This is a genomic window from Salinisphaera sp. SWV1 (assembly GCF_052044155.1).
Lineage (GTDB): Bacteria > Pseudomonadota > Gammaproteobacteria > Nevskiales > Salinisphaeraceae > Salinisphaera.
This window is the reverse complement of record NZ_JBQDYE010000042.1, coordinates 1-24,152: the sequence shown is the minus strand read 5'-3', so window position 1 is coordinate 24,152 and position 24,152 is coordinate 1. Positions and strand designations below refer to the sequence as shown.

Below are 24,152 nucleotides of genomic sequence, written 5' to 3'. Positions count from 1 at the left end.
TTCAACCGCTCGTTTTCACTCCCGGCTGGGGAACATCGTTCCCCGTTGGGCGCGGTGTTTCTCAGCGAATGATCCGGAGAAACATCATGTCCAAAACGGATATTCGCAAGCAGATTACCGATCAGATCATCGGCGCACTGGAACAAGGCACCTTGCCCTGGCGCTGTCCCTGGGACCGCACCCAGACGCTCAATATCCCGGTCAATTTGAGCACCGGCCATGATTACCACGGCTTCAACGTCGTGTTTCTGTGGTGCTGTCAATTGCAACAGCGCTATAGCACAGGTCACTGGCTGACTTATCGGCAGGCTCAGAAACTGGGCGGCCAAGTTCGCAAAGATGAGCGCGGCTCACCGGCGATCTTCTACAAGACCTTCGAGAAAGAAACCCACGAAGTCGGTGAAGACGGCAATACCGTGATAGAGCAAGTTCGCGTATTGCGTCATTTCAGGGTGTTTAACGTGGATCAGATCGACGGCGTCGAGGCGCCCGATCCGCGTCCCCGGTTCGGGTTCGAGCCGGTCGAGGCAGCCGAGCGCATCCTGAATGCGTCCGGTATCACGATCCTTCACGGCGGGGCCCGCGCCTGCTATCGACCGAACACGGACATCATCACGATGCCTGATCGAGATCGATTCAGCTCTGCGGACGACTACTACGCCACGGCCTTACACGAACTGCCCCATGCCACCCAACATGTGTCGCGTTGTGACCGGCCGCGCTACGAGACTGAGGTCAAAAAAGGCGCTTACGCCTTTGAGGAACTCGTCGCCGAGCTGGGATCGGCGTTCTGCATGTCGGCTCTGGGTCTGCATGGCGAGATCGCCGATCACGCCAGCTACCTCGATCACTGGCTCAGTGTGCTTAAGGAAGACAAGTCGGCGATATTCCGAGCTGCGGCCCAAGCTGAAATAGCCTATCAATGGTTAATCGGCCAGCTGCAGTCAAGGCCATCTTCCAAGGTCGCGTAATCCGCCTCAAAGCCCCGTTTTTACGGGGCTTTTTCTGGCTTCATGACGCCGTCATGCGCTCATGTAAGCCAACCTCACATTGCCCAATCGATCGGTTTTCACCCGTACCCTTACGGTTATCAATGGCCCTTGCTGCTTCGGCAACAAACTCCGCTTGGATCGTGAGACAGAGTATCCTTTTCAAGATCCGATTCTGCGTTCTCGACGGGCAAGACGCGCAATCTCAGCCCATCAATATCCGAGACGCTTTACATAGCGCCCGTTGTGAGCGGGCGCATTTTGCTTAACTGATTCAGGCGTGGTCGCGCCGTGGCCTTCCCAGGGCCGGTTCTCGGAGCCGATCGCGGGAAGGCCACGGCCTTCTTTTACCACGCCGGCTGCTCGTCACCGGAAGTCGACGACGCCCCTTTGTGCGGTGATCCGTGCCCAAAGATGAATCAGGTTCCGACGCCCCATACCGAACCCGCGTGACCGAGCCTTACTGACGGCGAGGCCGACGTCATAGCCTCGGGGCAATTTTCCAATCAGGCGATGCGCGCTTTCACACCGCAGCGCGTCGCGAGCGACATGCTCAAATCGGTATTCACCTGGGCCGCGCAATGCGCGGCCTTTTACCTAACAGCGGTTATAGCGAAAAGGTCGAAAGGCTAGCGCAAAGGGCCGAATGGAATAGGTTTTTCAATGGTAATGGGCTTACCCGGTCAAAGGCCGCTATAGCGCCCGTTGAAAGGGCGAAAGGGCCGCGCGAGCGCGCAAGGGCATAAATTCACTCGGTTCCCGAGTGCATTTATTGCACCCAGAACCGGCGCGAACCGGCATGATCGATCCTCATGATCGTTTCTGTTTTCAAGAAATGGCTCCGTGCCAGCGTCCCCGCTGGCACGGCCGATGGCGCCGCACGCCATCGCTTCACAGTTCTAGCCTCATCGGAGTTGCTCGCCCCGTTTGAAAGCGAGATCGCAGCAATTCGCGCCCGCGCTGGCGTGCCGGCCCAGCATTGGCGATCACTGTACCAGGCGGTCTTCGATAATTACGCGGCGCTGGTTCAGCGTCTTCCTGCGTCGGAATCCCATCATCACGCGGGCGTCGGTGGCCTGCTACAGCATGGCATTGAAGTCGCGCGCCATACCCTGGATCTGAAACAAGGCATCATCCTGCCACGAGGAGAAGCGCCCGAAGTTCAATCTCGAGTCCAGGACCTGTGGACTTATGCCTGCGTTACCGCAGCCCTGCTCCACGACCTCGGCAAACCAATCACGGATCAGTGCATCACGCTCTATGGCGATCCAGGCGGACGTTGTACTGTCTGGTCGCCCGTCCACGGTCCAATGCCGGTCGGTGCGACGTATGGTATCGAGTTCAATCCAAAACGTATTTACCGTCACCACGAGCGCATACCGCCGTTGCTGGCGCACCATCTGATTCCGATCAAAGGCTTACAATGGATTGCAAGCGACCAAAGCGCGCTACATAACTGGCTCGCGGCGATCCAGGGTGATTTGCCGGATGCCGGCGCGATCGGTGAAATCGTGGGTAAGGCCGATGGCTTGTCGGTCGCGCGCAATCTCAGCGGCAGCAAGAATGTGCAACTGCCGACAGCCAAGGCCAAACCGCTTGTCGAGCGCTTGCTTACTGGACTGCGCTATCTGTTGGATAACGGCGAGTTGCCAATGAACCGACGCGGCGCTGCGGCGTATCTCGACGGCGACACACTTTGGCTGGTGTCCAAGACCACGCTCGACAAGCTCCGCACGCACCTAATCGAGGAAGGACAACCCGGCATTCCAACGCGCAATGATCGGTTGATGGATGAACTGCAACAGCATGGCCTGTTGGTCGCCAACGACCGGGATCGTGCCGTATGGATGTGTCAGATCACGATCGGTGACTGGCAGCACCAGCTGACATGCCTGCGCATGGATGCGAGCCGGATCTGGTCGGATCCTACACGACGCCCGGATTCGATGGATGGACATGTCGAGCCGATTGAAACTGAGACAGACGATGCCGACTCAGCGTCTGCGGCCACGGCCCGGACTGTCGACGCAGAAACCAAGCCGCAGACCACAGCACCGACCGAGCCGCCGGCACCGGATTCGGGGTCTGAAACAGCGGGCTTCGACCACAACTCGGTCGACGGGTTGCCACTGCCGTTCGACATTACGGCCCAGCCGACAGCGGTTGATGAGGCTGCAACGGCCGATGAACCAGGGCCGGCGGACGAATCAAGTGCTGGAACAGCTACGCCCTCGCCTGTCAAGAAGAAACCGAACAGAGAACACCACGCGGACGGTCAGGTCGAGAGCATGGATGCTGAAAGCGACGCCGGCGAGCGATTCGTGGCGTGGCTGAAACAGTCTATCGAGGACGACACGGTACCGATCAACACAGTCCAGGCCCGTATTCACATCCTGCCCGAAGGTCTCGCCCTTGTCTCCCCGCGGATATTCCGTGACTTCGATTCGGCGAATTGGAGTCATGCACAGAAGCGATTTCAGAAGCTCAAGCTACATCGCAAGACGCCCAAAGACGAGAACATCTGGACCTGCCAGGCAACAGGCAGCCGGAAACAATCACTCCTGAAAGTGATCCTGATCCCGGATCCTGTTGCGACGTTGGGCATCAATTTGCCGGAGCCCAATCCGGCCATTACCCTATTAGACGCGACTTCAACGCCAAGTGCACGTATCGACTCTACCGTGAGGAAGAGCTGCGGGTAGGTACCAAGCGGCGAAAGAATCAACACGACCGCATGTCGCCTTGAGCCAGCCGCCTCCAGGCAGGCGCTGGGCAATGAATAGCCAAGCCGCACACGAAAATTTAGGTGTTATTTCAGCAGCGCCTTGGCAATCCACAAACTGGGCGTAGGCAGTCCACACGAAACTTAATCGGTCGCGCGTATTCCGCATTGGCGCAACCTCTGTCGCGGCCGTATGCACTGGCCGCATGGACGAGGCTGGTCGTCGACAGAGGTTCCTATCACACGTTATGATTAGGGTAACATTGGGCTTTTAACGTGAACGTGTAATGGGTTCCCCGGTGGGCCAAGACCTCAACCTGATCAGCTAACTATCGTGACCTATACCGTATCAACAGGCACAGCTTTGTGGTGGCGCTTCCAGTAGGAGCGGCATATTGTTGCGGTTTAGAACTGCATCTTGCCGCCGTGACCGGTCGGCGAGGCGGTAGTTTAGATGGCTCTCCGGCATGGCGGCTCCCGTTTAAGGAAATTCGCCAGTGCGACCCAAATTCCTCACCCTTCCGCTAACGTGGCGACCGCGAACAAGAGGCCGCTATGCTCTTGCGTCCCGTTCAAGGCAGAGTGACGCGTCAGTCTCGACGCCGGTCGGACGATCTTATATGCCTAGCCCAGCACAAGCCAGATCGGGTGTTTCGGAGCGTGGCGGAATGTTGCTTCACCCTATCGCCAGTTGGGCGGCGGAGCGATCATCGCGACGCCTCGGTACGCTATGCCTGTCGATCTGGCGGCATGTTTCTAGGGCGCTCCAAGGCAGATGTGTATAACAATGTGTATAAAAAGCGATGGATCATAAGTTTTAGTTCTTATAATTCAATAGGTTATTAGCGAAATGATCCTGATGCTCGATAACTACGATTCGTTCACCTACAACCTCGTGCAGTATCTGGGCGAGCTCGACGCCGAAGTGCATGTGGTACGCAACGACGAAATCACGGTCGCGGAGATCGAGCGCATGGCGCCGGCCGGCGTGGTGGTCTCGCCCGGGCCCTGCGGGCCGGAAGAGGCGGGCGTGTCGATCGAGCTGATCCAGCGCATGGCCCATCGCCTGCCGATCTTCGGCGTGTGTCTCGGTCATCAGGCGCTGGGGCGGGCGTTCGGCGCGACGGTCACGCGTGCCCGCCAGGTCATGCACGGCAAGACCTCCACCATCCGCCATACCGGGCGTGGCGTGTTCGAGAATCTGGCGGATCGGTTGACCGCGACCCGCTATCACTCGTTGATCGTGGCCCGCGACGGCCTGCCGGCCGATTTCGAGATCACCGCCTGGACCGAAACCGCCGACGGCGAGATGGACGAAATCATGGGGCTCATCCATACCCCCACCGGCGCCGAGGGCGTGCAGTTCCATCCCGAATCCATCCTTTCGGATCACGGCCACGCGATGCTGCACACCTTCCTCAAGCGCTGCGGCGAGTTGAAGGCCGACCCGGCATGATCGACGCACCCCTGCTCGACGATATCGCGCGCGGCCGGGATCTGGCGCCCGAGCGCATGGCCGCGGCCATGCGCTCGATCATGACCGGCGGCGCCACCCCGGCCCAGATCGGCGCGTTCCTCATGGGCCTGCGCATGAAAGGCGAATCGATCGACGAAATCGCCGCCGCCGCGGCCGTCATGCGCGAACTGGCCACCGATGTACCGGTGGCGCCCGACATCGCCGAAACACTGGTCGACACCTGCGGCACCGGCGGCGACGGCTCGGGGTTGTTCAATGTCTCCACCGCGGCGGCGTTCGTGGCCGCCGCAGCCGGCGGGCATGTCGCCAAGCACGGCAACCGCTCGGTTTCGAGCAAGTCCGGCAGCGCCGACCTGCTGGAAGCCGCCGGCCTGAACCTGGAGACCACGGCCGACGAAGTCGCCGCCTGCATTCGTCAACTCGGCGTCGGCTTCATGTTCGCCCCGGCCCATCACGGCGCGATGAAACACGCCGTGGGCGTACGCCGCGAACTCGGTATCCGCACGCTGTTCAATCTGCTCGGGCCGCTGACCAACCCCGCCGGCGCGCGCAACCAGATCATGGGCGTGTTCAACGGCCATCTGTGCGAGCCGCTGGCCGAAGTGCTGGGCAAGCTCGGCAGCCGGCATGTGATGATCGTGCATGGCGAGGACGGCCTCGACGAACTGTCGATCAACGCGCCGACCCGGGTCGCCGAACTGCGCGACGGCGCCGTCGTCAGCTACAAGATCGCGCCGGAGGATGTCGGTCTGGAACGCGGCTCGCTCGATACGCTGCGCGTGACCAGTGCGGCCGAATCCCTGGCGGTGATCGAAAAAGCGTTCGCCGGCCAGTTCGACCTGGCGGCCGATATCATTGCCTTCAATGCCGGCGCGGCGCTTTACGTCGGCGGCCAGTCGCCGAACCTGGCGGCCGGCGTGGCATTGGCGCGCGAGACCATCGTCAGCGGGGCTGCGGCGCGACGCATGGCGGAAGTCGCCGCGTTTACCCGGGCACGCGCGGCGAGCGCCTGATCGCGCGGCCCGCGCTCGCAGCCCGATCGCGTTAGGCTATGCCCGGGCCGGCGCCGAGTCGCCGCCCCCTCGTCTTATTACCAACCCGCGGCGCGGCCATGAGCATTCAGACCACCGACACTATCCTCGACCGTATCCTGGCGCGAAAGCGTGAAGAAATCGCCGCGTTCGTCGCCGCCACCGACCCGGGCGCCCTGGCGGACGCCGTGGCCGCCGCCGAGGCGCCGCGCGGCTTCGCGGCGGCACTGGAGGGCAAGCGCCCGCGTTCGGTGATCGCCGAGATCAAGAAAGCCTCGCCCAGCAAGGGGCTGATTCGCGAGGATTTCGATGTCGCCTGGCTGGCGCAGCGATACGCGGCGGGCGGCGCGGCCTGTCTTTCGGTGCTTACCGACCGCGATTATTTCCAGGGCGACGACGCCTTCCTGGGCATCGCGCGCGACGCCTGCGATCTGCCGGTGCTGCGCAAGGACTTCATGATCGATCCAGTCCAGATCGACCAGTCGCGCGCGCTCGGCGCCGACTGCATCCTGCTGATCGCCGCTGCGTTGTCCACCGACTTGATGGCCGAGCTGGCCGCGCGGGCCTTCGAACTGGGCATGGATGTGCTCGCCGAAGTCCACGATGCCGAGGAACTCGACCGGGTGCTGACCCTGCCCGGGCACACCATCCTCGGCATCAACAATCGCGACCTGCATACCTTCGACACCAGCCTGGACGTCAGCCTGGCGCTGCGCGAGCGTATCGTCGGCGACCGTCTCCTCGTCAGCGAAAGCGGCATTTTCACGCCCGAAGACCGCATGCGGCTGGCCGATGCCGGCTTCGATGCACTGCTGGTCGGCGAGTCCTTCATGCGCCAGCCCGATCCAGGGCAAGCGCTGGCCCGGCTTATCGACTGAACCACCATCCTCGGCCTTGCCGGCCGCCCCACATGGCACCGGCCAGCGCGGCCCGAAACCACCGCGCCTCTTTTATTTCCCTGCGGATGCCTTACATCATGATGAGAAGACAACCGTAAGCGCGATTCGATGAAAGCGACCCTGAACTGGAAAGACGGCCTGGAATTCGACGGCCGGGCCGATAGCGACCACCACGTCACGATCGACGGCCCGCCCGATCTCGGCGGCAAGAACGCCGGTTTCCGGCCGATGGAGATGATGCTGCTGTCGGTGGGCGGCTGCAGCGCGATGGACGTGATGCATATCCTGAAGAAATCGCGCCAGGACGTGACCGACTGCCGGATCGAGGTCGACGGCACGCGGGCCGAAACCGAGCCCAGGGTGTTCACCGACATCCACGTCCAGTTCATCGTCAGCGGCCGCAACCTGAGCGAAAAACACGTGGCCCGGGCGGTCGAGCTGTCCGCCGAGAAATATTGCTCGGCCTCGATCATGCTGGCCCAGGCCGTGAACATGACTCACGGCTACACCATCCACGAAGCCGAGTGAGCGCGTCCGCCGCACGCTTGACGCGGCCTGCATACGCCGGATACTGCGCCTCCGACCATCGCTTTTGCGAACGCCATGGATAAACTTCGCCTGCACGGCTTCAACAATCTGACGAAGTCGCTTTCGTTCAATATCTACGATATCTGCTATGCCCGCACACGCGAGCAGAAGCAGGCCTACATCGCTTATATCGACGAGGTGTTCAACGCCGATCGGCTGACCCAGATCCTCACCGAGGTGTCGAACATCATCGGCGCGCAGATCCTGAATGTCGCCCGCCAGGACTACGAGCCCGAAGGCGCGAGCGTGACCATCCTGATCGCCGAGGAGTATGCCTACGAGGGCCCGATGTCGGAGGCCGTGGTGGGCCATCTCGACAAGAGCCACATCACGGTGCATACCTATCCGGAGTTCCATCCGGACGACGGCATCTCCACCTTTCGCGCCGACATCGATGTATCCACCTGCGGGCTGATCTCGCCGCTCAAGGCGCTGGATCATCTGATTCGCAGCTTCGAGTCGGACGTGGTCACGCTCGATTACCGGGTCCGCGGCTTCACGCGCGACGTCGACGGCGCCAAGCATTTCATCGATCACACGATTCACTCGATCCAGGACTACATCGCGCCCGACATCCGCGAGCGTTACCAGATGGTCGACGTCAACGTCCTGTCCGAGCGCATCTTTCATACCAAGATGCGGCTGACCGAGTTCGATCTCGACAACTACCTGTTCGCCGAGAACGCCGCCGATCTGCCCGCCGAGGAAGCCGAGGATCTCGGCCAGCGCATCGCCGGCGAGATCACCGATATCTTCTATGGCCGCAACCTCGGCTGATGGATATTCGCGCCGAGGATTTCGAGACCGAATTCGCCCGCCACCCGCTCGCCCGTGCCTATGTACTGGCCGGCAGCGAGCCGTTGCAGGTGGTCGAGGCAGCCGACGCGGTGCGCCGGCGTGCCCGCGACGAAGGTTTCGACGAGCGCGATGTCCTGCACGCCGAGCCCGGCTTCGATTGGGCGCAGCTGGCCACGGCCGGGGCCAATCAATCGCTGTTCGCCGCCCGGCGCATCGTGGAACTGCATCTGCCCGACAAGGGCCCCGGCAAACCCGGCTCGGCCGCGATCGCGGATTTCCTCAAGCAGGATGCGCCCGATACGCTGCTGCTGATCGTCGCCCCCGGCCTGGCGGCGTCGGCCCGCAAGAGCGCCTGGTACAAGGCGGTGGCCAGGGCCGGCGTGGTCAGCTATGCATGGCCGTTGCCGGCATCTCGCATGGTCGCCTGGATCGAGCGCCGGGCGGGTACGCACGATCTCGCGCTCACGCGCGAAGCCGCCCAGCTCCTGGCCACCCAGAATGAAGGCAACCTGCTGGCCGCGGCGCAGGAAATCGATCGGCTGGCGCTGTTGTACCCCGACACCACGGTCGATCACGCCGAAGTCGCCGCGGCGGCCAGCGATCACGCCCGCTTCGATATCTTCGACCTGCCGGCCAAGGCGCTCGACGGCGATACGGCCGGCGCGGTCAAGAGCCTGTACCGGCTGCGCGCCGAGGGCGTGGACGCCGTGCCGATCACCTGGGCACTGGTCAACGATCTGCGCACCCTCTACCAGGCGGCACTGGCGGCCCGGGCCAACCGGCTCGACGCCTTCATGAACAAGATATTCATGCCGGTGCCCCGCAAGCGCCAGATTTCCAGGGCTGCGCGGGCCGCCGATCCGGCCCGTCTGGCGTGTCTGCTGCGCCAGGCGGCCCGGGCCGATGCCATCAACAAGGGGGCGGCGCCGGGCCGGGCCTGGGATGAACTGATAACATTGACCATTGCCCTCTCGGGTCGAACCCCGGGCGCGCAGACTTCACAACCTTCATTTGCCACGACACGATCGCCATGAGCGCGAACCTACGCGAACCCGGCGGCGAGGCCTCCTCCTCCCGCGTGACCCGTCAGATCCGCGGCCTGGGCGAATCCGCCCGGCGCGCCGCCCGGCGCATGGCCGCGGCCGAGCCGGGCGAGAAAAACGCCGCCCTGTTCGCCATTGCCGAAGCCCTGACGGCGCAGCAGGACGCGATTCTCGCGGCCAACGCCCGGGATATCCGCGATGCCCGCGGCAAGCTCGACGACGCAGCGATCGAACGCCTGCAGCTCAGCTCCGCGCGCATCGAGCGCATGGCCGAGGGCGTGCATCAGGTGGCGGCGCTGGCGGATCCGATCGGCAGCCTGACCGACCTCAACTTCCGGCCGTCCGGCATCCAGGTCGGGCGCATGCGCGTGCCGCTGGGCGTGATCGGCATCATCTACGAATCGCGCCCGAACGTGACCGCGGATGCGGCCGCCCTGTGCCTGAAATCGGGTAACGCGGCCATCCTGCGGGGCGGCTCGGAGTCGGCGCATTCCAATCAGGCCATCGCCGCGGCGGTGGCGCGCGGGCTGAGCGACGCCGGCCTGCCGCGCGAGGCCGTGCAGGTGGTCGAGACCACCGATCGCGAGGCGGTCGCCGCCATGCTTGCCATGCCGGAGTTCATCGATGTCATCGTGCCGCGGGGCGGCAAGGGCCTGATCGAGTTCGTGGCCAACCACGCGAAGATGCCGGTGATCAAGCATCTGGATGGCGTCTGCCACGTCTATATCGACGAATCGGCGGAGCGCGACAAGGCGATCGCCATCGCGGTCAACGCCAAGACCCAGCGCTACGGCACCTGCAACACAATGGAAACCCTGCTGGTGGCCGAGTCCGTGGCGCAATCGATCCTGGAACCGCTGGCCCACGACCTGCGTCAGGCCGGCGTGACGCTGCGCGGCTGCGAGGCCACGCGCAAGCTCCTCGGCCCCGACGTCCAGCCCGCCACCGACGACGACTGGGCCGCCGAGTATCTGGCGCCCACGCTGGCGGTACGCATCGTGCCCGACATGGACGCCGCGATCGATCACATCGAGCGCTGGGGCTCGCACCACACCGACGCCATCGTGACCGAGAACCTCACCCGCGCGCGGGCGTTCATTCGCGCGGTGGATTCGGCATCGGTCATGGTCAACGCCTCGACCCGCTTCGCCGACGGCTTCGAATACGGTCTGGGCGCGGAGATCGGCATATCCACCGACAAGCTGCATGCGCGCGGCCCGGTCGGACTGGAGGGCCTGACGTCCCAGAAATATGTGGTCTTCGGCGACGGCCATGTCCGCTAGACAGGTTGCGATGGACAACATCCAGGGCCCGATCGGTATTCTCGGCGGCACCTTCGATCCCGTACACAACGGCCATCTGCGCCTGGCCATGGAACTGGCCACGGATCTCAAACTGGCCCAGGTGCGCCTGATCCCGAACGGCCGGCCGCCGCACCGCGAGCAGCCCGGGGCCACGCCGGGCCAGCGCGCCAAGTGGATCCGCGTGGCCACCGCCAACGAGCCGCGGCTGGCGCTGGACGACCGCGAACTGATGCGCAAGGGCGCGTCCTATACGGTCGATACCCTGGCCTCGCTGCGCGCGGATTTTCCACACAACCCGCTGTGCCTGATCATGGGCCGCGACGTGTTCGCCAAACTGCCGAGCTGGCATGAATGGCGCAAGCTGTTCGACTACGCCCATATCGTGCTGATCGAGCGCCCCGGGCTGTCGGCCGAATACGCGCCGGAGGCCACGGCGGAACTCGATGCCCGCTCGAGCGACGACGTCGACGACCTGCACCACAGCCGGGCCGGCGTGATCTACAACTACGCGCCGCCGCCGTTGGCGATCTCCGCCAGCCGCATACGCGCGCTGATCGCCTCGGGCGCCAGCCCGCGCTACCTCTTGCCGGCGGCGATTCTCGACGACATTATGGATTCTCGTATCTATCACTCGTCCACGGGCGAGGCCAAGGAATAATGGCAGCAAACAACACGCCGACCGAAGCACTCCACGCCGCCACCGCGGCGCCTACTGAAAATACCCTGCGCCTGGCGCTCGATGCCGTCGAGGAGCTCAAGGGCGAATCGGTCAAGGTACTGGACATCGCCGCGCTGACCACGATGGCGGAGCATATGGTGATCTGCACCGGCCGCTCCGGCCGCCACGTCAAGCGCATCGGCGAGACCGTGATCGCCCACGCCAAAAAGGCCGGGCTTACGCCGCGCGTGGAAGGACTCGAACAGTCCGAATGGGTGCTGATCGATCTCAACGGCGTGCTGGTGCACATCATGCAGCCCGTGACCCGTGCCTACTATCAGCTCGAAAAACTCTGGGACGTGGATATCGCCGACCCGGACGCGACCCGCGCCACGCACTGAACGCCGGTGTGCCCGGGTTGCGTGCGCGCACCGTCTGTTGGCCCGGCGACGGCCGGACCGGGCACGCGCCGTGTGCCGACGCTGGCGTGTCGAGCTGAGGCCGTCGTGCGCATTCGACTGATCGCCGTGGGCCGGCGCATGCCCAAATGGGTGGCCATGGCCTACGAGGATTACGCCCGGCGGCTGCCGCGCGAATGCCGCCTGGAACTGGTCGAGATCCCGCTGGCCAAGCGCCACGAGGGCGGCGACACCGCGCGCGCCATCGCCGCCGAGGACCAGCGCATGGCGAAGGCGATCGGCCGCGATACCGACGTCGTCGCGCTCACCGTCGACGGCAAGCCGTGGTCGACCGAGGGCCTGGCCACCGACCTCAAGACCTGGATGGGCGACGGCCGCGACCGCGCGCTACTGGTCGGCGGCCCCGATGGCCTGGGCCCCGCCTCGCTGGCCGCGGCCGACAGCCGGCGCTCGTTATCCGCCCTGACCCTGCCGCACCCGCTGGTTCGCGTGATCGTGGCGGAACAGTTGTTCCGTGCCCACAGCATCCTGATCGGCCACCCGTACCACCGCGCCTGATTGCAGGCCGGTTGCCGGCGCATCCGGCGCTGCGGCTACGATCATTGTTGAGTTGCGGGTTTACGGGCATCGTGACGACAATCGAGTGATGAAACATTCGATATCCATCACGCAATACATCGGCGGCGGTCGCCGCGGTCGGGCCTCGTGAGCAGCCCCGAGCCCCTGGTCGAAGCCGATACCCTGCGCGTCGAGATCCTGGTCAACGTCGGCCCGGGCGAGACGCGCGCCGCGCAGATCGAGCGCGGCGTACTGCAGGACATCCACATCCAGCGCGATGCCACCGCGAGCGCGGTCAGCAATATCTATCTCGGCGTGGTCCAGCGCGTACTGGCCGGGATGCAGGCGGCGTTCGTCGATATCGGCCTGGAGCGCGCCGCCTTTCTGCAGATCTCGGACATGGTGCGCCCTGACGCCGACCATGGCGACGACGCACCGCGCATCGAGCAGCGTCTTCACGCCGGTGATCGCATCCTGGTCCAGGTCAGCCGCGATGCCATGGGCACCAAGGGCGCACGCCTGACCACCGACCTCGCGATTCCGTCGCGGTTCCTGGTGTACATGCCGCACACGCCGCGCGTCGGCGTCTCGGCCCGGATCGAGAGCGAAACCGAACGCACACGCCTGTTCGATGCGGTGACCGATCTCAGGCGCGAACTCGAGCTGCCCGGCGGCTTCATCGTGCGCACCGTGGCCGATGGCGCGCCGATCGCCGCGCTCGCTGCGGATATGCGATTCCTGGCCACGGTATGGGCCGACATTCAACAGCAGGCGCGGCATGTGCCCGGCGAGACCCTGGTCTACGGCGACCTGCCGCTGGCGATCCGCATGCTGCGCGACCTGCTCACGCCCGATGTCTCGGCCGTGATCATCGACGATGCCCGGGCCTGGCAGGAGATGATCGCGTTCACCCGGCGCTTCGCGCCCGAATTCACCGACCGCGTGCTGCTGTACGAGGACGACACCCCGCTGTTCGCGCAGTACGGCATCGAAGAGGCCATCCAGCGCGCGCTGCAGCCCAGGGTGCCGCTCAAGTCGGGCGGTTTCCTGATCATCGAGCAGACCGAGGCCATGGTCACGGTGGATGTGAACACCGGCGGCTTCGTGGGCACCCGCAGTCTCGAGCAGACCGTGCTGCGCACGAACCTGGAAGCCGCCCAGACCATCGCGCGTCAGCTGCGCCTGCGCAATCTCGGCGGCATCATCGTGATCGACTTCATCGACATGGTGGATGCGGATCACAAGCAGCAGGTACTCGCCCAGCTGGCCGATGCGCTGGCAGCCGACCCGGCCAAGACCTCCGTCGGCCAGATTTCCAATCTCGGGCTGGTGGAAGTCACCCGCAAACGCACCCGCGAATCGCTCGAGCATCTGTTGTGCGCGCCCTGCGAGGCCTGCGGCGGCCGCGGTTACGTCAAGACGGCCGAGACCATCACCTTCGAGCTGTTCCGCGAGATCGCGCGCCGGGCGCGGCGACGGCCGCATGCGGATGCCGAGTTGCTGGTTCTGGCGCCGCCGGACACGATCGATCAACTGCTCGACAGCCAGGCGGCGGCCTTCCGCCAGGTCTGCGCCGATGGGGGCGTGAGCGTGCGCCTGCAGGCCGAGTCGCTCTATGGGCCGGAACAATTCGATGTGGTCGTGATGTAAGCTGAGTCGATGACCGCCTGCGACGCGCCGCAAACCGTTCGGCGTGCCGGCATGACACGGCTCGCCGAGCTGTCCATGACCGGCCCTGACCACGACCCATCCGTACATGACGTCGGCCCGGACAAATCGCCGGTGCCATGGCGTCGATGAGCCCCGCGCCACGCCCGAAACGCCGCCGCGGCTGGATCAAGCGCAGCCTGATCATCCTTCTGGCGAGCACCGTCGTCCTGGCGGGCCTTCTGGTCGGCGGCGTGCGGCTGCTCGATCATTTCGCACCGCAGTATCGCCAGGCGCTCGCCGAGCGCATCGGACAGCGCATCCACGCCGACATCTCGGTCTCCGGCCTGGAAATCGGCTGGGGCTGGCATGGCCCGATCCTCTACCTCGACGATCCACGCATCACCCGGCCCGGCGCGGAGCAACCCGCGCTCACGGCCGATCGACTCGGGCTGGAATTCTCGCTGGCCGACCTGATCGGGGGGTCGCGCCTGCCGGATGGCCTGATCGTCGATGCACCGCACGCCGCGCTGGTGCGCACCGGCACGGGGCTTGCGCTGGCCCATTGGGGCCCCTCCGGCGGCGCCGGTATCGACTGGTCGAAGCTGGCCGCGGTCCGCCGCCAGATTGCGCATGTGCGCATCCGGGGCGGCCGGCTGACGATTGTTTCGGACCGCCTGCCCGGCGGGCGCATGCAATGGTCGAATGTCCGCATTGCGCTCGACGATGATGCCGATCACAGGCTCAAGGCCACGGCCTCGGCCGACGGGCCGGCCTGGTGGCCGTCAATCAATGCCAGCGCCACACTCACGGGGCCGCTGCAGCACCCCGACCACGCCGGGTTTTCGCTCCACAGCGACAATATCCGCCCCCTGGCCCTCGCCCGTGCCGGGCGGACGAACATCGTCTCCCACCTGCGCGGCGGCCGCTTGTCGTTCGACGTGGACGGCCATTGGCGAAATAATCGCCTGACCGATACCCGGATCACGCTGGCCAGTGAAGCGCTGGCGCGCGCCGGCGACGATCGGCCATTGGTCCCCGCCTTTAATGCCGTATTTCAGGCCACGAGCGATCCGGAGGCGCATCGCATCGACCTCAAGCTGGCGCAGCTGACCGGCGGGCCGAAGCAATCCGGCGATCTCGACGCCAACGCCCGTTTCGATACCCGCAGTCATGCCGTGCGCGTTACCGCGCGCCATCTGCCCGAAGCACTGGCGTTGCGCATGGCCCGTCTGGCCGAACCGCGCCTGCGGGATGCCGCCATCGACGGCTCGATCGATACGCTCGCGCTGCATTGGCAACCCGGACAGCCGCTGGCGGCGCAGGTCGGTTTTCACGGCCTGACGGTCGACGATCCGAAAATCGCCTTCGGGCCGATCGCCGGCCGCTACCGTCAGCAGGGGGGGCAGCACACGCTGACCTTCGAAGGCGCCAGCGGGACGCTGTCGGCCGCGCGCTACATCAAGGGCGACGTCGACATCACCGGGCTCGGTGGCCGGCTGCAATGGCAGCCATCCGACCGGGGCGGCTGGTCGATCGATCTCGACAAGCTGCGTCTGGCCAGCCGCCAGGCCCATGTGGTGACCTCGGGGCACGTCCGTCTGCCGAAGCAGGGCGCGCCGGTGGCGGATATCACCGCCGACCTGGTCGCGCCCCACATCGCCCGCCTGCTGGCGCATATACCGCAGGGCAAGAATCTGCCCAACCCGCGTCTGCGCGACTGGCTGCCCAAAGCCATTCTCGCCGGCTCGCTCGATCACGGTCATGTCGCGGTCAAGGGGCCCATGGATCGTTTTCCCTTCGCCCAGGGGAAAAACGGCAACGGCTTCCACATGACCCTGGTCGGTCATGGCGCGACGGTGCGCTACAAGCCGGAATGGCCGAAGGTCACGGACGCCGGCGGCAAGCTCTCCCTGGACGGCGACCAGCTCACGCTCGATCTCTCGAGCGCGAAGATGCTGGGCATGTCCATCGACGCGGCCCGGGCCCACGTCGGCAACGTGCGCGAGCCGGTGATGCAGCTGACCGGCAAGGCCAGCGGCGCGCCCGCCGCGAAACTGATGTCGTTTATATCGGCCTCGCCGCTGCATCGGAAGTTCGGCAAGCTGGTGCAAGCCATCGAAGTCAGCGGACCGGCGGATGTCGGCGTCAAGCTGCGCATCCCGCTCAAACCGGGCCTGGGCCATATCAAGGTGGACGGCACCATCGACGCCAGGGGCGATGCGCTGCGACAGCGTACGCTGCCGGGCCCGATCACCGGCATTCACGGCCGGCTGGCCTTCAGCGGCCACGGTGTGAAAGCGTCCGGCTTGACCGGGCAGATGATGGGCGTACCGATCTCGGCGGACATCGCCAGCGGGACCGACGGCGGCGAGCGGATCACCGCCCGCGCGCGGCCGAGCCTGCCGGCGGACCGCAAGGCATTGGCGCATTATCTGCCGGAAGCCTGGTTGATCTACGGTAAAGGCCAGACGCCCATGACGGTGGCCTTCACGGTCCAGCACGATGGCCGGATCAGCCCGATCCGGGTCAACAGCGATCTCACCGGCATGGCGATCCGGCTGCCCGCGCCATTGACCAAGCCGGCCGCGACCGCGGCACCGCTGGCGGTCACGATCGATCCCCGCAACGGCCACATCGATGCCCACTACGACCATCGCCTGCGCCTGGCCGTCGACCTGAACGCCCATGGCCGGCCGGAGCGCATCCAGGCCCTGATAGGCCACACCGATATCAAGCCGCCGGATACCAACGGCCTGTGGATCGGCGGCCATGCGGCGCGGGTCGACGGTCTGGGCTGGTTCTATGTCGTACGCCACGTGCTCTACGGTGCGCCGGCCGATATTCCGGGCGCGCCGGCCGCCCGTGCCGCCGCACACCACCCCAAACCGAAGACCGCCCCCCCGGCATCGCCCCTGGCGTTCCTCGGCGGCGACCTGACCATCGGCCGGCTGAGTTTCGGCGACCGCTACATCGCCAGGCCCCATGTCCGTGCCCAGCCGATGACGGACACGACCGGCTGGCGCGTGGATTTCGAAGGCGGTGACAGCCAGGGCCAGATCACCTGGGTCTCGCCGTCCGGCCAGGCCGCGCGTATCGCCGGCAATCTCAAGCGCGTGGCGCTGCATACCCAAAAGGCCCGGCCGCACTCGTCGGGTAATGCCGGCAACAGCGATTCGCCCGTGCTCTGGCCCGGCCTGGCGCCCACCGATCTACCGGCCATGAAGCTGTTCGTACAGAACTTCGTGGTCGACGGCACATCCTTCGGTCAAGCCCATGTGGATGCCACCGGCACCGCCGACGGCTGGCGCCTGGATCGTTTCCAGCTCGCGAACGGCGCGCTCACCGGCCAGGCCAACGCGCACTGGCAGCAGGACAGCGGCGTCAGCCAGGCCAGCGCGCACGCGGATTTCGACGGCCACGGCCTGTCACGGCTGCTGCGCACCTTCGGCTATGTCTCACCCATTCGGGCCAAGCGCGCGCGTATCAAAAGCGATCTGGCAATCAAGCCCAATCCGAACGGGCTCGATCTACGGTATCTGGAAGGCAACGTCCACCTGGCGCTGGATCACGGCACACTGCTGACCGTGGACCCCGGACCGGGGCGTCTGCTCGGCCTGTTGAATCTCTATGTGCTGCCCCGACGCCTGCGGCTGGATTTCCGCGACGTGGTCGACAAGGGCATGGCCTTCGACAAGGTGCGTGCCGATTTCGATATCCACCGGGGCCAGGCCTACAGCCAGAACGCGCGCATCCTGACGCCGTCGGTCAAGATCGGCATCACCGGCCGCATTGGTCTGGCCACACGGGATTACAACGAGTACGTCACCATCACCCCGAAGGTGGGCAGCGGGGTGGCAATCGCGAGTGCGGTGCTGGGCGGCCCGATCGTCGGCGCGGCCGTGTTCGCGGTGCAGCAACTGCTCAAGAAGCCGATCCAGCACTTCTCGTCGGTGGGCTACCACCTCAAGGGCAGCTGGGAGGATCCCCAGATCGTCAATCCGCGGGCCGACGACAACAGTGCCAATACGCCATCCGGCGCGGCCAGGCCCGGCACATCCCCGACGCCGGGGCAGTAGTGATCCCATCGTGGCTTCGGCGTATCCTCGGCCCACGGACATGGAATCAAGGACAACCCCGGCATGAGCGACACCCGAGCTGCGCTCGATACCGTGCGCGTCGCCGCCATCCAGATGAACTCGCGCGGCGAGGTCGACCCCAATCTCGCGCGCGCGGGCGACCTGCTGCGCGATGCGGCGCGGCGCGGCGCCCGGCTGGCCGTGCTGCCCGAAAACTTCGCCCTGATGGGCGCGCACGAAACCGACAAGCTGCGCGAGGCCGAGCCCGATGGCGACGGCCCGATCCAGGATTTTCTGGCCCGGACCGCGGCCGAGACCGGCCTCTGGATCGCCGCCGGCACCCTGCCGATCGCCAGCCCCGAGCCCGACCGCGTCTACCCGGCGCTGTGTGTCTACGACGATACCGGCACGCGCGTGGCGCGCTACGACAAGATCCATCTGTTCGATGTCGGCATGCCCGATTCGGCCGAGGCGTATCGCGAATCGGCGACCTTCATGGCGGGCAAGAATGCGCCGATGGTGATCGACTCGCCGTTCGGCCGCATCGGGCTGTCGATCTGCTACGACCTGCGCTTTCCCGAACTCTACCGGGCGCTGGCCGCCGACGGCGCCGAAATCATCGTCGCCCCGTCGGCATTCACGCACACCACCGGCACCGCCCACTGGCACCTGCTCACCCGCGCGCGGGCGGTGGAAAATCTCGCCACCATGATCGCGCCCAACCAGGCCGGGCATCACGCCAGCGGCCGGCGCACCTACGGCCACAGCCTGATCTGCGACCCGTGGGGGCAGGTCCAGGCCGAAGCGCGATCCGAGGCCAATGAGGTGGTCATCGCCGATATCGATCGCAACCGCGCCGCGCGCCTGCGCGAGGGCTTTCCCTGCCTGTCGCATCGCCGGCTGGCGTAGGCTCGGTTGCGGTTTTGCACACGCGGGCGACGGGGCCCCGGCCTCGACTCGCCTGTACGACGCTTTTAATGCAAGGAGTTCTCATGGCTCGACAGATTCAATTCAAGCAAACCGGCGGCCCCGAGGTACTCGAGCTGGTGGAAACCGAGATTCGCGCGCCCGGCCCCGGTGAGGTCCGGGTGAAAAACCATGCCATCGGCGTGAATTTCATCGATATCTATTTCCGCACCGGGCTGTACCCGGGCGAACTGCCGAGCGCGATGGGCTCCGAGGGCGCCGGCGTGATCGACGCGGTCGGCGACGGTGTCGAGGATTTCGCCGTGGGGGACCGCGTCGCCTATGTACTCGGGCCCAAGGGCGCCTACGCGGATGCGATCACGCTGTCGACCGATCACGTCGTCGCCCTGCCCGATGCCATCGATTTCGAGACCGCGGCCGCCTCGCTGCTCAAGGGCCTGACCGTGCAGTACCTGCTGCGCCAGACCTACGCCGTGGCCGAAGGCGACACCCTCCTGTTCCACGCCGCGGCCGGCGGTGTCGGCCTGATCGCCTGCCAGTGGGCGAAAGCGCTCGGCGCGCACGTGATCGGGACCGTCTCCTCCGACGAGAAAGCCGATATCGCCCGCGACCACGGCGCCTGGATGACCATCGACTACACCCGCGAATCGGTGCCCGAACGCGTACTGGCGCTCACCGACGGCGCCGGTGTGCCCGTGGTCTACGACTCGGTCGGCCGCGACACCTGGCACGATTCGCTCAAATGCCTGAAGAAACGCGGCCTGATGGTCTCGTTCGGCAACGCCTCGGGCGCGGTCGAGGGGGTGGATCTGGTCGAACTCAACCGCGGCGGCTCGCTGTTCGTCACCCGGCCCAGCCTGGGCGGTTATGCCGACACGCCGGAACGCTTCGAGATGATGTGCGCCGACCTGTTCGCGGTACTCGAGTCGGGCGACGTGACGGTGCATATCGGCCAGCGCTACAGCCTGGAAGAAGCCGGCGCCGCCCAGCAGGCGATCGCCGAGCGCAAGACCACCGGCTCGACGATTCTCATTCCCTGAGGATCGCGACAACCGGGCGCCGGCAATGCGCGATGAGATCGTCATACGGGGTGCCGAGGCCGGCGACCCCGTGGCCATCCGCGACATCGCCTGGGCGGCTTATGCCCGCTACGTCGAGCGCATGCCCATCCCGCCGCAGCCGCTGTCGGTCGATTACGCACGCGTGGTCGCGGCGGGCGATACCTGGGTTTTGCGCCGATCCGGCCGGCTGGCGGGCTTCGTGGTGCTGGATGCCCGCGATACGTTCTGGATCGAGAACATCGCAGTCGATCCCGCCGCTCAATCGCGGGGCCTGGGCGGCCGGCTCCTGGCCCATGCCGAACAACAGGCCACAGCGCGCGGGTTCGACCGTGTGCGGTTCTATACGCCGGCGATCGCCCACGAGAACCGGGCCTGGTATGCCCATCACGGCTACGTGGAAACCGATCGCCGCATGGACGACGGCCGCGACCGAGTGTTTTTGCAAAAACGACTCGGCTGATCCCGAGTCTCAGGTGTTAATCTGAGGCCATGCAAAACACTCTCGATATCGCCAGCGACGCCCTGCTCGGCCACGCCAATATCAACGCGCAACAACTCGAAACCACCTTGTCCGGCCTGATGGTACCGGGTGTGGACTATGCCGACCTGTATTTCCAGATCCTGAAAAGCGAGAACTGGATGCTGGAGGACAGCGTGGTCCGCAGCGCCGGCGCCTCCACCGCCCAGGGTGTGGGCGTACGGGCACTGGCCGGTGAACAGACCGGTTTCGCCTATGCCGACGAACTGGCCTTTCCGGCACTCGCCCAGGCATCGCAGGCCGCGGCCGCGATTGCCCGCGACGGCAAGACGGCGCGCATGAATGCGCTCACGCGACGCGACACCGGTCCGGCCGTGCGCTACCGGCCGATCGACCCGGCGGCCACGCTGGATGCCGAAGCCAAGGTCGCGCTGCTGCATCATGCCGACAAGGTCGCGCGCGATGCTGATGCCCGCGTGGTCCGCGTGACGGTGTCGCTGGCCGGCTCGTCGGACACCATGCTGGTGGCCGCCTCCGACGGCACGCTGGCCGGCGATGTGCGGCCGATGGTGCGGCTGAACATCTCGGTGCAGGTCGAGGAGAACGGCGTGCGCGAATCGGCCACCGCCGGCGGCGGCGGGCGGCTGGGATACGACATCTACACCGGCCCCGACGATCTCGTGGCCGAATACGCCCGCGAGGCGGTACGCCGTGCCCTGGTCCGGCTCAAGGCCGAAGCCGCACCCGCCGGCGCCATGCCGGTGGTGATGAGCGCGGGCTGGTCCGGCGTGCTGTTGCACGAAGCGGTCGGCCACGGACTGGAAGGCGATTTCAATCGCCGCGGGGCCTCCAACTATTCGGGCAAGATCGGGCAGAAGGTCGCCTCCGAGCTGTGCACGGTGGTCGACGACGGCACGCTCGACGGCCGGCGCGGCAGCCTGACAATCGACGACGAAGGCACGCCGGCGGCCGCCAACACGCTGATCGAGAACGGCGTGCTGGTCGGCTACATGCAGGACAAGCACAACGCGCGCCTGATGGACACGCCCGCCACGGGCAACGCCCGGCGTGAGTCGTATGCCCATACCGTCATGCCGCGCATGACCAATACCTACCTGCGCGGCGGCGACACCGATCCGGCCGACATCATCGCCTCGGTCGAGTCCGGCATCTATGCGGCGCATTTCTCCGGCGGCTCGGTCGATATCACTTCGGGCAACTTCGTGTTCTCCTGCGACGAGGCCTACCGGATCGACAACGGCAAGCTCGGCGCGCCGCTCAAGGGCGCCACGCTGATCGGCAACGGCCCGGAGGTTCTGGGCCGCATCTCAATGCTGGGCAACGACTGGGCGCTGGATACCGGGGTCGGCGTATGCGGCAAGAACGGCCAGAGCGTACCGGTCGGCGTCGGCCAGCCCACGCTCAAGGTCGACTCGATCACCGTCGGCGGCACCGAAGGCGCCGCCTGATTACGGCAGAACGCCCATGAGCGGCAGACGCCCCCACCGGCGGCGCGACCGCCCGGCCCGCGCGGAACGCGATGCCCACCTTCGCGTGATCGGCGGCGCCTGGCGCAGCCGCGTGCTGCCGGTCGCGGACCGGCCCGGCCTGCGCCCCACACCAAACCGGGTCCGCGAGACCCTGTTCAACTGGCTGGCGCCGATGCTCGCCGGGGCGCGCTGCATCGATCTGTTCGCCGGCACCGGCGCCCTCGGCATCGAGGCCCTGTCGCGAGGCGCGGCGCGCGCGGTGTTTGTCGACAACGACCGACAGACCGCCACGGCGATCGAGGCCGCGCTGGAAATGCTGGGCGCGACCGATCGCGGGCGCGTGCTCGTCGCCGATGGTACGCACGCCGCCGATCGTCTGGCCGGCGAGCGCGCGGATGTCGTGTTCATCGATCCACCGTTCGAGGCCGAACTGCACGCCGCGGCACTGGCCGGCCTGTCCGGCCTGATCGACCACCGCACGCGGGTTTATGTCGAATATCCGGCCCGCGACGAGGCGGTCATCGGCGAACGGCTGGCGGCGGACTACGAGATCCTGCGCCAGTCGCGTTCGGCCGGCGTGGGCTATTGTCTTGCGCGCCTTCGCCCGGCGGGCGAACATGGCTCGCCATGAGCCAGGCCAAACATGTGCGTGCCGCCTATACCGGCACATTCGATCCCATCACCAACGGCCATGCCGACGTGATCCGGCGCGCCGCCGGCATGTTCAGCGAGCTGATCGTGGCGGTGGCGAGCAATTCATCCAAGAAATCGATCTTCGACCACGCCGAACGGGTCGAACTCGCGCAGCTGGTTCTGGCCGACGTGGACAACGTGACCGTGTTGTCGGCCAGCGGCCTGATCGTCGATTTCGCCCGCAAGCACGGCGTCGATGTACTGGTGCGCGGGGTCCGTGGCGTGGGCGACTACGAATACGAGAAACAGATGGCGGTGATGAACCGGCATCTGGCACCCGAAATCGACACGATACTGCTCGCGCCCTCGCCCGAATACGCCCACATCTCGTCGACGCTGGTGCGCGAGATCGCCTTCCTGGACGGGCGTATCACCGGACTGGTGCCGGGTGTCGTGGCCGATCGCCTGCACGCCAAGACCAACGGCGGGCCGACATGAAAAAACCGCCCACCCCGCGCCGGGGTCGACGGCCGTCGCTACGCTGAACGATAGCGCTACGGCGACATCGTCTGGTCATCCGGCGGCGGGTTGCCCGACAGAGCGTACTGCTCGGTGATGTCCACCGTCGCCAGTTCGGAGGTATCGGCCGGCTGGAACACGAGCACCTGGATCACGCGATCCGGATAGCTGAAGTAGACCCGCGTCGTACTGGCATCGCCCGACATGCTGGAATCGGTATGCACCGCCGGATGCCGGCCCTGGCTGGGCGCGTCGGAGAAGGCCTGGATCATGTTCTGCACCGCGGCCTGGCCATCGGCACTCCGAAACGAGCCGAGGTTGCGCGTTACACGCACCAGCCGCCCGTGCGCGAAAGTGATCGAGCCCACCGCCTTGGGCTGTTGCGCTTGGCCATTCTTGCCCAGTGGCACCGCCTTGGGATACAGGAAGTAATGCCCGTTCTGGCTGGCCGGCGAGACGTTGAACTGCGAGCGCGCCTCGCCCATGGCCCGGGTCTTGTCGACACCAAGCTGGAGCGTCGTGCCGCCGATGTCCACGCTCTCCTGGTGCGACGCGGCGAACGCGGGCGGCGTCGCGATCGCAATCATCAAGGCCAGCGCCCAGGGGGCGGTCCGTTTCAGTCGATCCGGATTCATCTTGGGTTCTCCCTGTTCCTGAAAACCAACAATAAAGACCGTCGCAATGTCGTCTCCAACGATTTGACTTTAAATGGGGACGAAAATGTCGACAAATTCATGCCGGTCCGTTGCGAAAATTTTCTTGATTAGTTCGGAAACTCAGCAGGGTCAGGATATGACCCACCGAGTTCGGATAATAAAGCCATAACCCACAC

Annotated in this window: 21 protein-coding genes; 20 read left to right on the top strand and 1 reads right to left on the bottom strand. The window is 65.7% G+C overall.

The features are described 5' to 3' along the window. Nucleotides 1-86 precede the first annotated feature (86 nt). The 20 genes from ACS8YF_RS16645 (at nt 87) to coaD (ending at nt 23,299) form a co-directional block, all read left to right on the top strand. Nucleotides 87-971, top strand: coding sequence for an ArdC family protein (locus tag ACS8YF_RS16645; protein WP_353213551.1), 885 nt, complete (start codon nt 87-89; stop codon nt 969-971). Nucleotides 972-1,801: 830 nt separating this feature from the next. Beyond that, nucleotides 1,802-3,691 carry a MobH family relaxase gene (mobH, locus tag ACS8YF_RS16640; RefSeq protein WP_353213552.1) on the top strand — a complete coding sequence of 630 codons (1,890 nt, stop codon included), beginning with the start codon at nt 1,802-1,804 and terminating at the stop codon, nt 3,689-3,691. 870 nt (nt 3,692-4,561) lie between these two features. Continuing rightward, nucleotides 4,562-5,167: an anthranilate synthase component II gene (locus tag ACS8YF_RS16635; protein ID WP_440851268.1), complete on the top strand. Its 606-nt coding sequence runs from the start codon at nt 4,562-4,564 to the stop codon at nt 5,165-5,167. After that, nucleotides 5,164-6,201, top strand: a complete 1,038-nt coding sequence (trpD, locus tag ACS8YF_RS16630) for an anthranilate phosphoribosyltransferase (RefSeq protein WP_440851267.1) — start codon at nt 5,164-5,166, stop codon at nt 6,199-6,201. Before ACS8YF_RS16635 ends, trpD begins: the two co-directional genes overlap by 4 nt. A gap of 98 nt (nt 6,202-6,299) precedes the next feature. Beyond that, nucleotides 6,300-7,097 (top strand): indole-3-glycerol phosphate synthase TrpC, encoded by a 798-nt coding sequence (trpC, locus tag ACS8YF_RS16625; RefSeq protein WP_440851266.1) that lies wholly within the window; start codon nt 6,300-6,302, stop codon nt 7,095-7,097. 129 nt (nt 7,098-7,226) lie between these two features. Continuing rightward, entirely contained in the window at nt 7,227-7,646 is a 420-nt protein-coding gene (locus ACS8YF_RS16620) for an OsmC family protein (RefSeq protein ID WP_440851265.1), read from the top strand. A gap of 75 nt (nt 7,647-7,721) precedes the next feature. Further along, a complete protein-coding gene (gene speD, locus ACS8YF_RS16615; RefSeq protein ID WP_109993636.1) occupies nt 7,722-8,483 on the top strand; it encodes an adenosylmethionine decarboxylase in 762 nt (253 codons plus the stop codon). After that, a complete protein-coding gene (gene holA, locus ACS8YF_RS16610) occupies nt 8,483-9,538 on the top strand; it encodes a DNA polymerase III subunit delta (RefSeq protein WP_440851264.1) in 1,056 nt (351 codons plus the stop codon). The genes speD and holA overlap by 1 nt, the downstream gene beginning before the upstream one ends. Continuing rightward, nucleotides 9,535-10,830, top strand: a complete 1,296-nt coding sequence (locus tag ACS8YF_RS16605) for a glutamate-5-semialdehyde dehydrogenase (protein ID WP_440851263.1) — start codon at nt 9,535-9,537, stop codon at nt 10,828-10,830. The genes holA and ACS8YF_RS16605 overlap by 4 nt, the downstream gene beginning before the upstream one ends. Then, on the top strand, nt 10,820-11,509 hold the full coding sequence (gene nadD, locus ACS8YF_RS16600) for a nicotinate-nucleotide adenylyltransferase (protein ID WP_440851262.1): 690 nt from the start codon (nt 10,820-10,822) through the stop codon (nt 11,507-11,509). The genes ACS8YF_RS16605 and nadD overlap by 11 nt, the downstream gene beginning before the upstream one ends. Further along, a complete protein-coding gene (gene rsfS, locus ACS8YF_RS16595; protein WP_440851261.1) occupies nt 11,509-11,910 on the top strand; it encodes a ribosome silencing factor in 402 nt (133 codons plus the stop codon). Before nadD ends, rsfS begins: the two co-directional genes overlap by 1 nt. A gap of 105 nt (nt 11,911-12,015) precedes the next feature. Further along, a complete protein-coding gene (gene rlmH / locus ACS8YF_RS16590) occupies nt 12,016-12,486 on the top strand; it encodes a 23S rRNA (pseudouridine(1915)-N(3))-methyltransferase RlmH (RefSeq protein ID WP_440851260.1) in 471 nt (156 codons plus the stop codon). 183 nt (nt 12,487-12,669) lie between these two features. Then, nucleotides 12,670-14,136: an Rne/Rng family ribonuclease gene (locus ACS8YF_RS16585; RefSeq protein WP_440851273.1), complete on the top strand. Its 1,467-nt coding sequence runs from the start codon at nt 12,670-12,672 to the stop codon at nt 14,134-14,136. 137 nt (nt 14,137-14,273) lie between these two features. Beyond that, on the top strand, nt 14,274-18,212 hold the full coding sequence (locus tag ACS8YF_RS16580) for a YhdP family phospholipid transporter (RefSeq protein ID WP_440851259.1): 3,939 nt from the start codon (nt 14,274-14,276) through the stop codon (nt 18,210-18,212). A gap of 63 nt (nt 18,213-18,275) precedes the next feature. Continuing rightward, on the top strand, nt 18,276-19,121 hold the full coding sequence (locus tag ACS8YF_RS16575; protein WP_440851258.1) for a carbon-nitrogen hydrolase family protein: 846 nt from the start codon (nt 18,276-18,278) through the stop codon (nt 19,119-19,121). Nucleotides 19,122-19,204: 83 nt separating this feature from the next. Continuing rightward, nucleotides 19,205-20,179 (top strand): quinone oxidoreductase family protein, encoded by a 975-nt coding sequence (locus ACS8YF_RS16570; RefSeq protein ID WP_440851257.1) that lies wholly within the window; start codon nt 19,205-19,207, stop codon nt 20,177-20,179. A 25-nt stretch (nt 20,180-20,204) separates the two neighbouring features. Next, nucleotides 20,205-20,660, top strand: coding sequence for a GNAT family N-acetyltransferase (locus ACS8YF_RS16565; protein WP_440851256.1), 456 nt, complete (start codon nt 20,205-20,207; stop codon nt 20,658-20,660). Nucleotides 20,661-20,689: 29 nt separating this feature from the next. Then, nucleotides 20,690-22,147, top strand: coding sequence for a metalloprotease TldD (tldD, locus tag ACS8YF_RS16560; RefSeq protein ID WP_440851255.1), 1,458 nt, complete (start codon nt 20,690-20,692; stop codon nt 22,145-22,147). 16 nt (nt 22,148-22,163) lie between these two features. After that, nucleotides 22,164-22,799 carry a 16S rRNA (guanine(966)-N(2))-methyltransferase RsmD gene (rsmD, locus tag ACS8YF_RS16555; protein ID WP_440851254.1) on the top strand — a complete coding sequence of 212 codons (636 nt, stop codon included), beginning with the start codon at nt 22,164-22,166 and terminating at the stop codon, nt 22,797-22,799. Then, nucleotides 22,796-23,299, top strand: coding sequence for a pantetheine-phosphate adenylyltransferase (gene coaD / locus ACS8YF_RS16550; RefSeq protein WP_440851253.1), 504 nt, complete (start codon nt 22,796-22,798; stop codon nt 23,297-23,299). Before rsmD ends, coaD begins: the two co-directional genes overlap by 4 nt. A 56-nt stretch (nt 23,300-23,355) precedes the next feature. Here the strand turns inward: coaD and ACS8YF_RS16545 are convergent, their stop codons facing one another. Continuing rightward, a complete protein-coding gene (locus tag ACS8YF_RS16545) occupies nt 23,356-23,955 on the bottom strand; it encodes a hypothetical protein (RefSeq protein ID WP_440851252.1) in 600 nt (199 codons plus the stop codon). Nucleotides 23,956-24,152: the final 197 nt, after the last annotated feature.

What these genes read in the sequence shown, in the direction of transcription:
- ACS8YF_RS16645 (WP_353213551.1), top strand. Translation starts at nt 87, where the DNA reads ATGTCCAAAACGGATATTCGCAAGCAGATTACCGATCAGATCATCGGC.
- mobH (WP_353213552.1), top strand. Translation starts at nt 1,802, where the DNA reads ATGATCGTTTCTGTTTTCAAGAAATGGCTCCGTGCCAGCGTCCCCGCT.
- ACS8YF_RS16635 (WP_440851268.1), top strand. Translation starts at nt 4,562, where the DNA reads ATGATCCTGATGCTCGATAACTACGATTCGTTCACCTACAACCTCGTG.
- trpD (WP_440851267.1), top strand. Translation starts at nt 5,164, where the DNA reads ATGATCGACGCACCCCTGCTCGACGATATCGCGCGCGGCCGGGATCTG.
- trpC (WP_440851266.1), top strand. Translation starts at nt 6,300, where the DNA reads ATGAGCATTCAGACCACCGACACTATCCTCGACCGTATCCTGGCGCGA.
- ACS8YF_RS16620 (WP_440851265.1), top strand. Translation starts at nt 7,227, where the DNA reads ATGAAAGCGACCCTGAACTGGAAAGACGGCCTGGAATTCGACGGCCGG.
- speD (WP_109993636.1), top strand. Translation starts at nt 7,722, where the DNA reads ATGGATAAACTTCGCCTGCACGGCTTCAACAATCTGACGAAGTCGCTT.
- holA (WP_440851264.1), top strand. Translation starts at nt 8,483, where the DNA reads ATGGATATTCGCGCCGAGGATTTCGAGACCGAATTCGCCCGCCACCCG.
- ACS8YF_RS16605 (WP_440851263.1), top strand. Translation starts at nt 9,535, where the DNA reads ATGAGCGCGAACCTACGCGAACCCGGCGGCGAGGCCTCCTCCTCCCGC.
- nadD (WP_440851262.1), top strand. Translation starts at nt 10,820, where the DNA reads ATGTCCGCTAGACAGGTTGCGATGGACAACATCCAGGGCCCGATCGGT.
- rsfS (WP_440851261.1), top strand. Translation starts at nt 11,509, where the DNA reads ATGGCAGCAAACAACACGCCGACCGAAGCACTCCACGCCGCCACCGCG.
- ACS8YF_RS16580 (WP_440851259.1), top strand. Translation starts at nt 14,274, where the DNA reads ATGGCGTCGATGAGCCCCGCGCCACGCCCGAAACGCCGCCGCGGCTGG.
- ACS8YF_RS16575 (WP_440851258.1), top strand. Translation starts at nt 18,276, where the DNA reads ATGAGCGACACCCGAGCTGCGCTCGATACCGTGCGCGTCGCCGCCATC.
- ACS8YF_RS16570 (WP_440851257.1), top strand. Translation starts at nt 19,205, where the DNA reads ATGGCTCGACAGATTCAATTCAAGCAAACCGGCGGCCCCGAGGTACTC.
- ACS8YF_RS16565 (WP_440851256.1), top strand. Translation starts at nt 20,205, where the DNA reads ATGCGCGATGAGATCGTCATACGGGGTGCCGAGGCCGGCGACCCCGTG.
- tldD (WP_440851255.1), top strand. Translation starts at nt 20,690, where the DNA reads ATGCAAAACACTCTCGATATCGCCAGCGACGCCCTGCTCGGCCACGCC.
- rsmD (WP_440851254.1), top strand. Translation starts at nt 22,164, where the DNA reads ATGAGCGGCAGACGCCCCCACCGGCGGCGCGACCGCCCGGCCCGCGCG.
- coaD (WP_440851253.1), top strand. Translation starts at nt 22,796, where the DNA reads ATGAGCCAGGCCAAACATGTGCGTGCCGCCTATACCGGCACATTCGAT.
- ACS8YF_RS16545 (WP_440851252.1), bottom strand. Translation starts at nt 23,955, where the DNA reads ATGAATCCGGATCGACTGAAACGGACCGCCCCCTGGGCGCTGGCCTTG.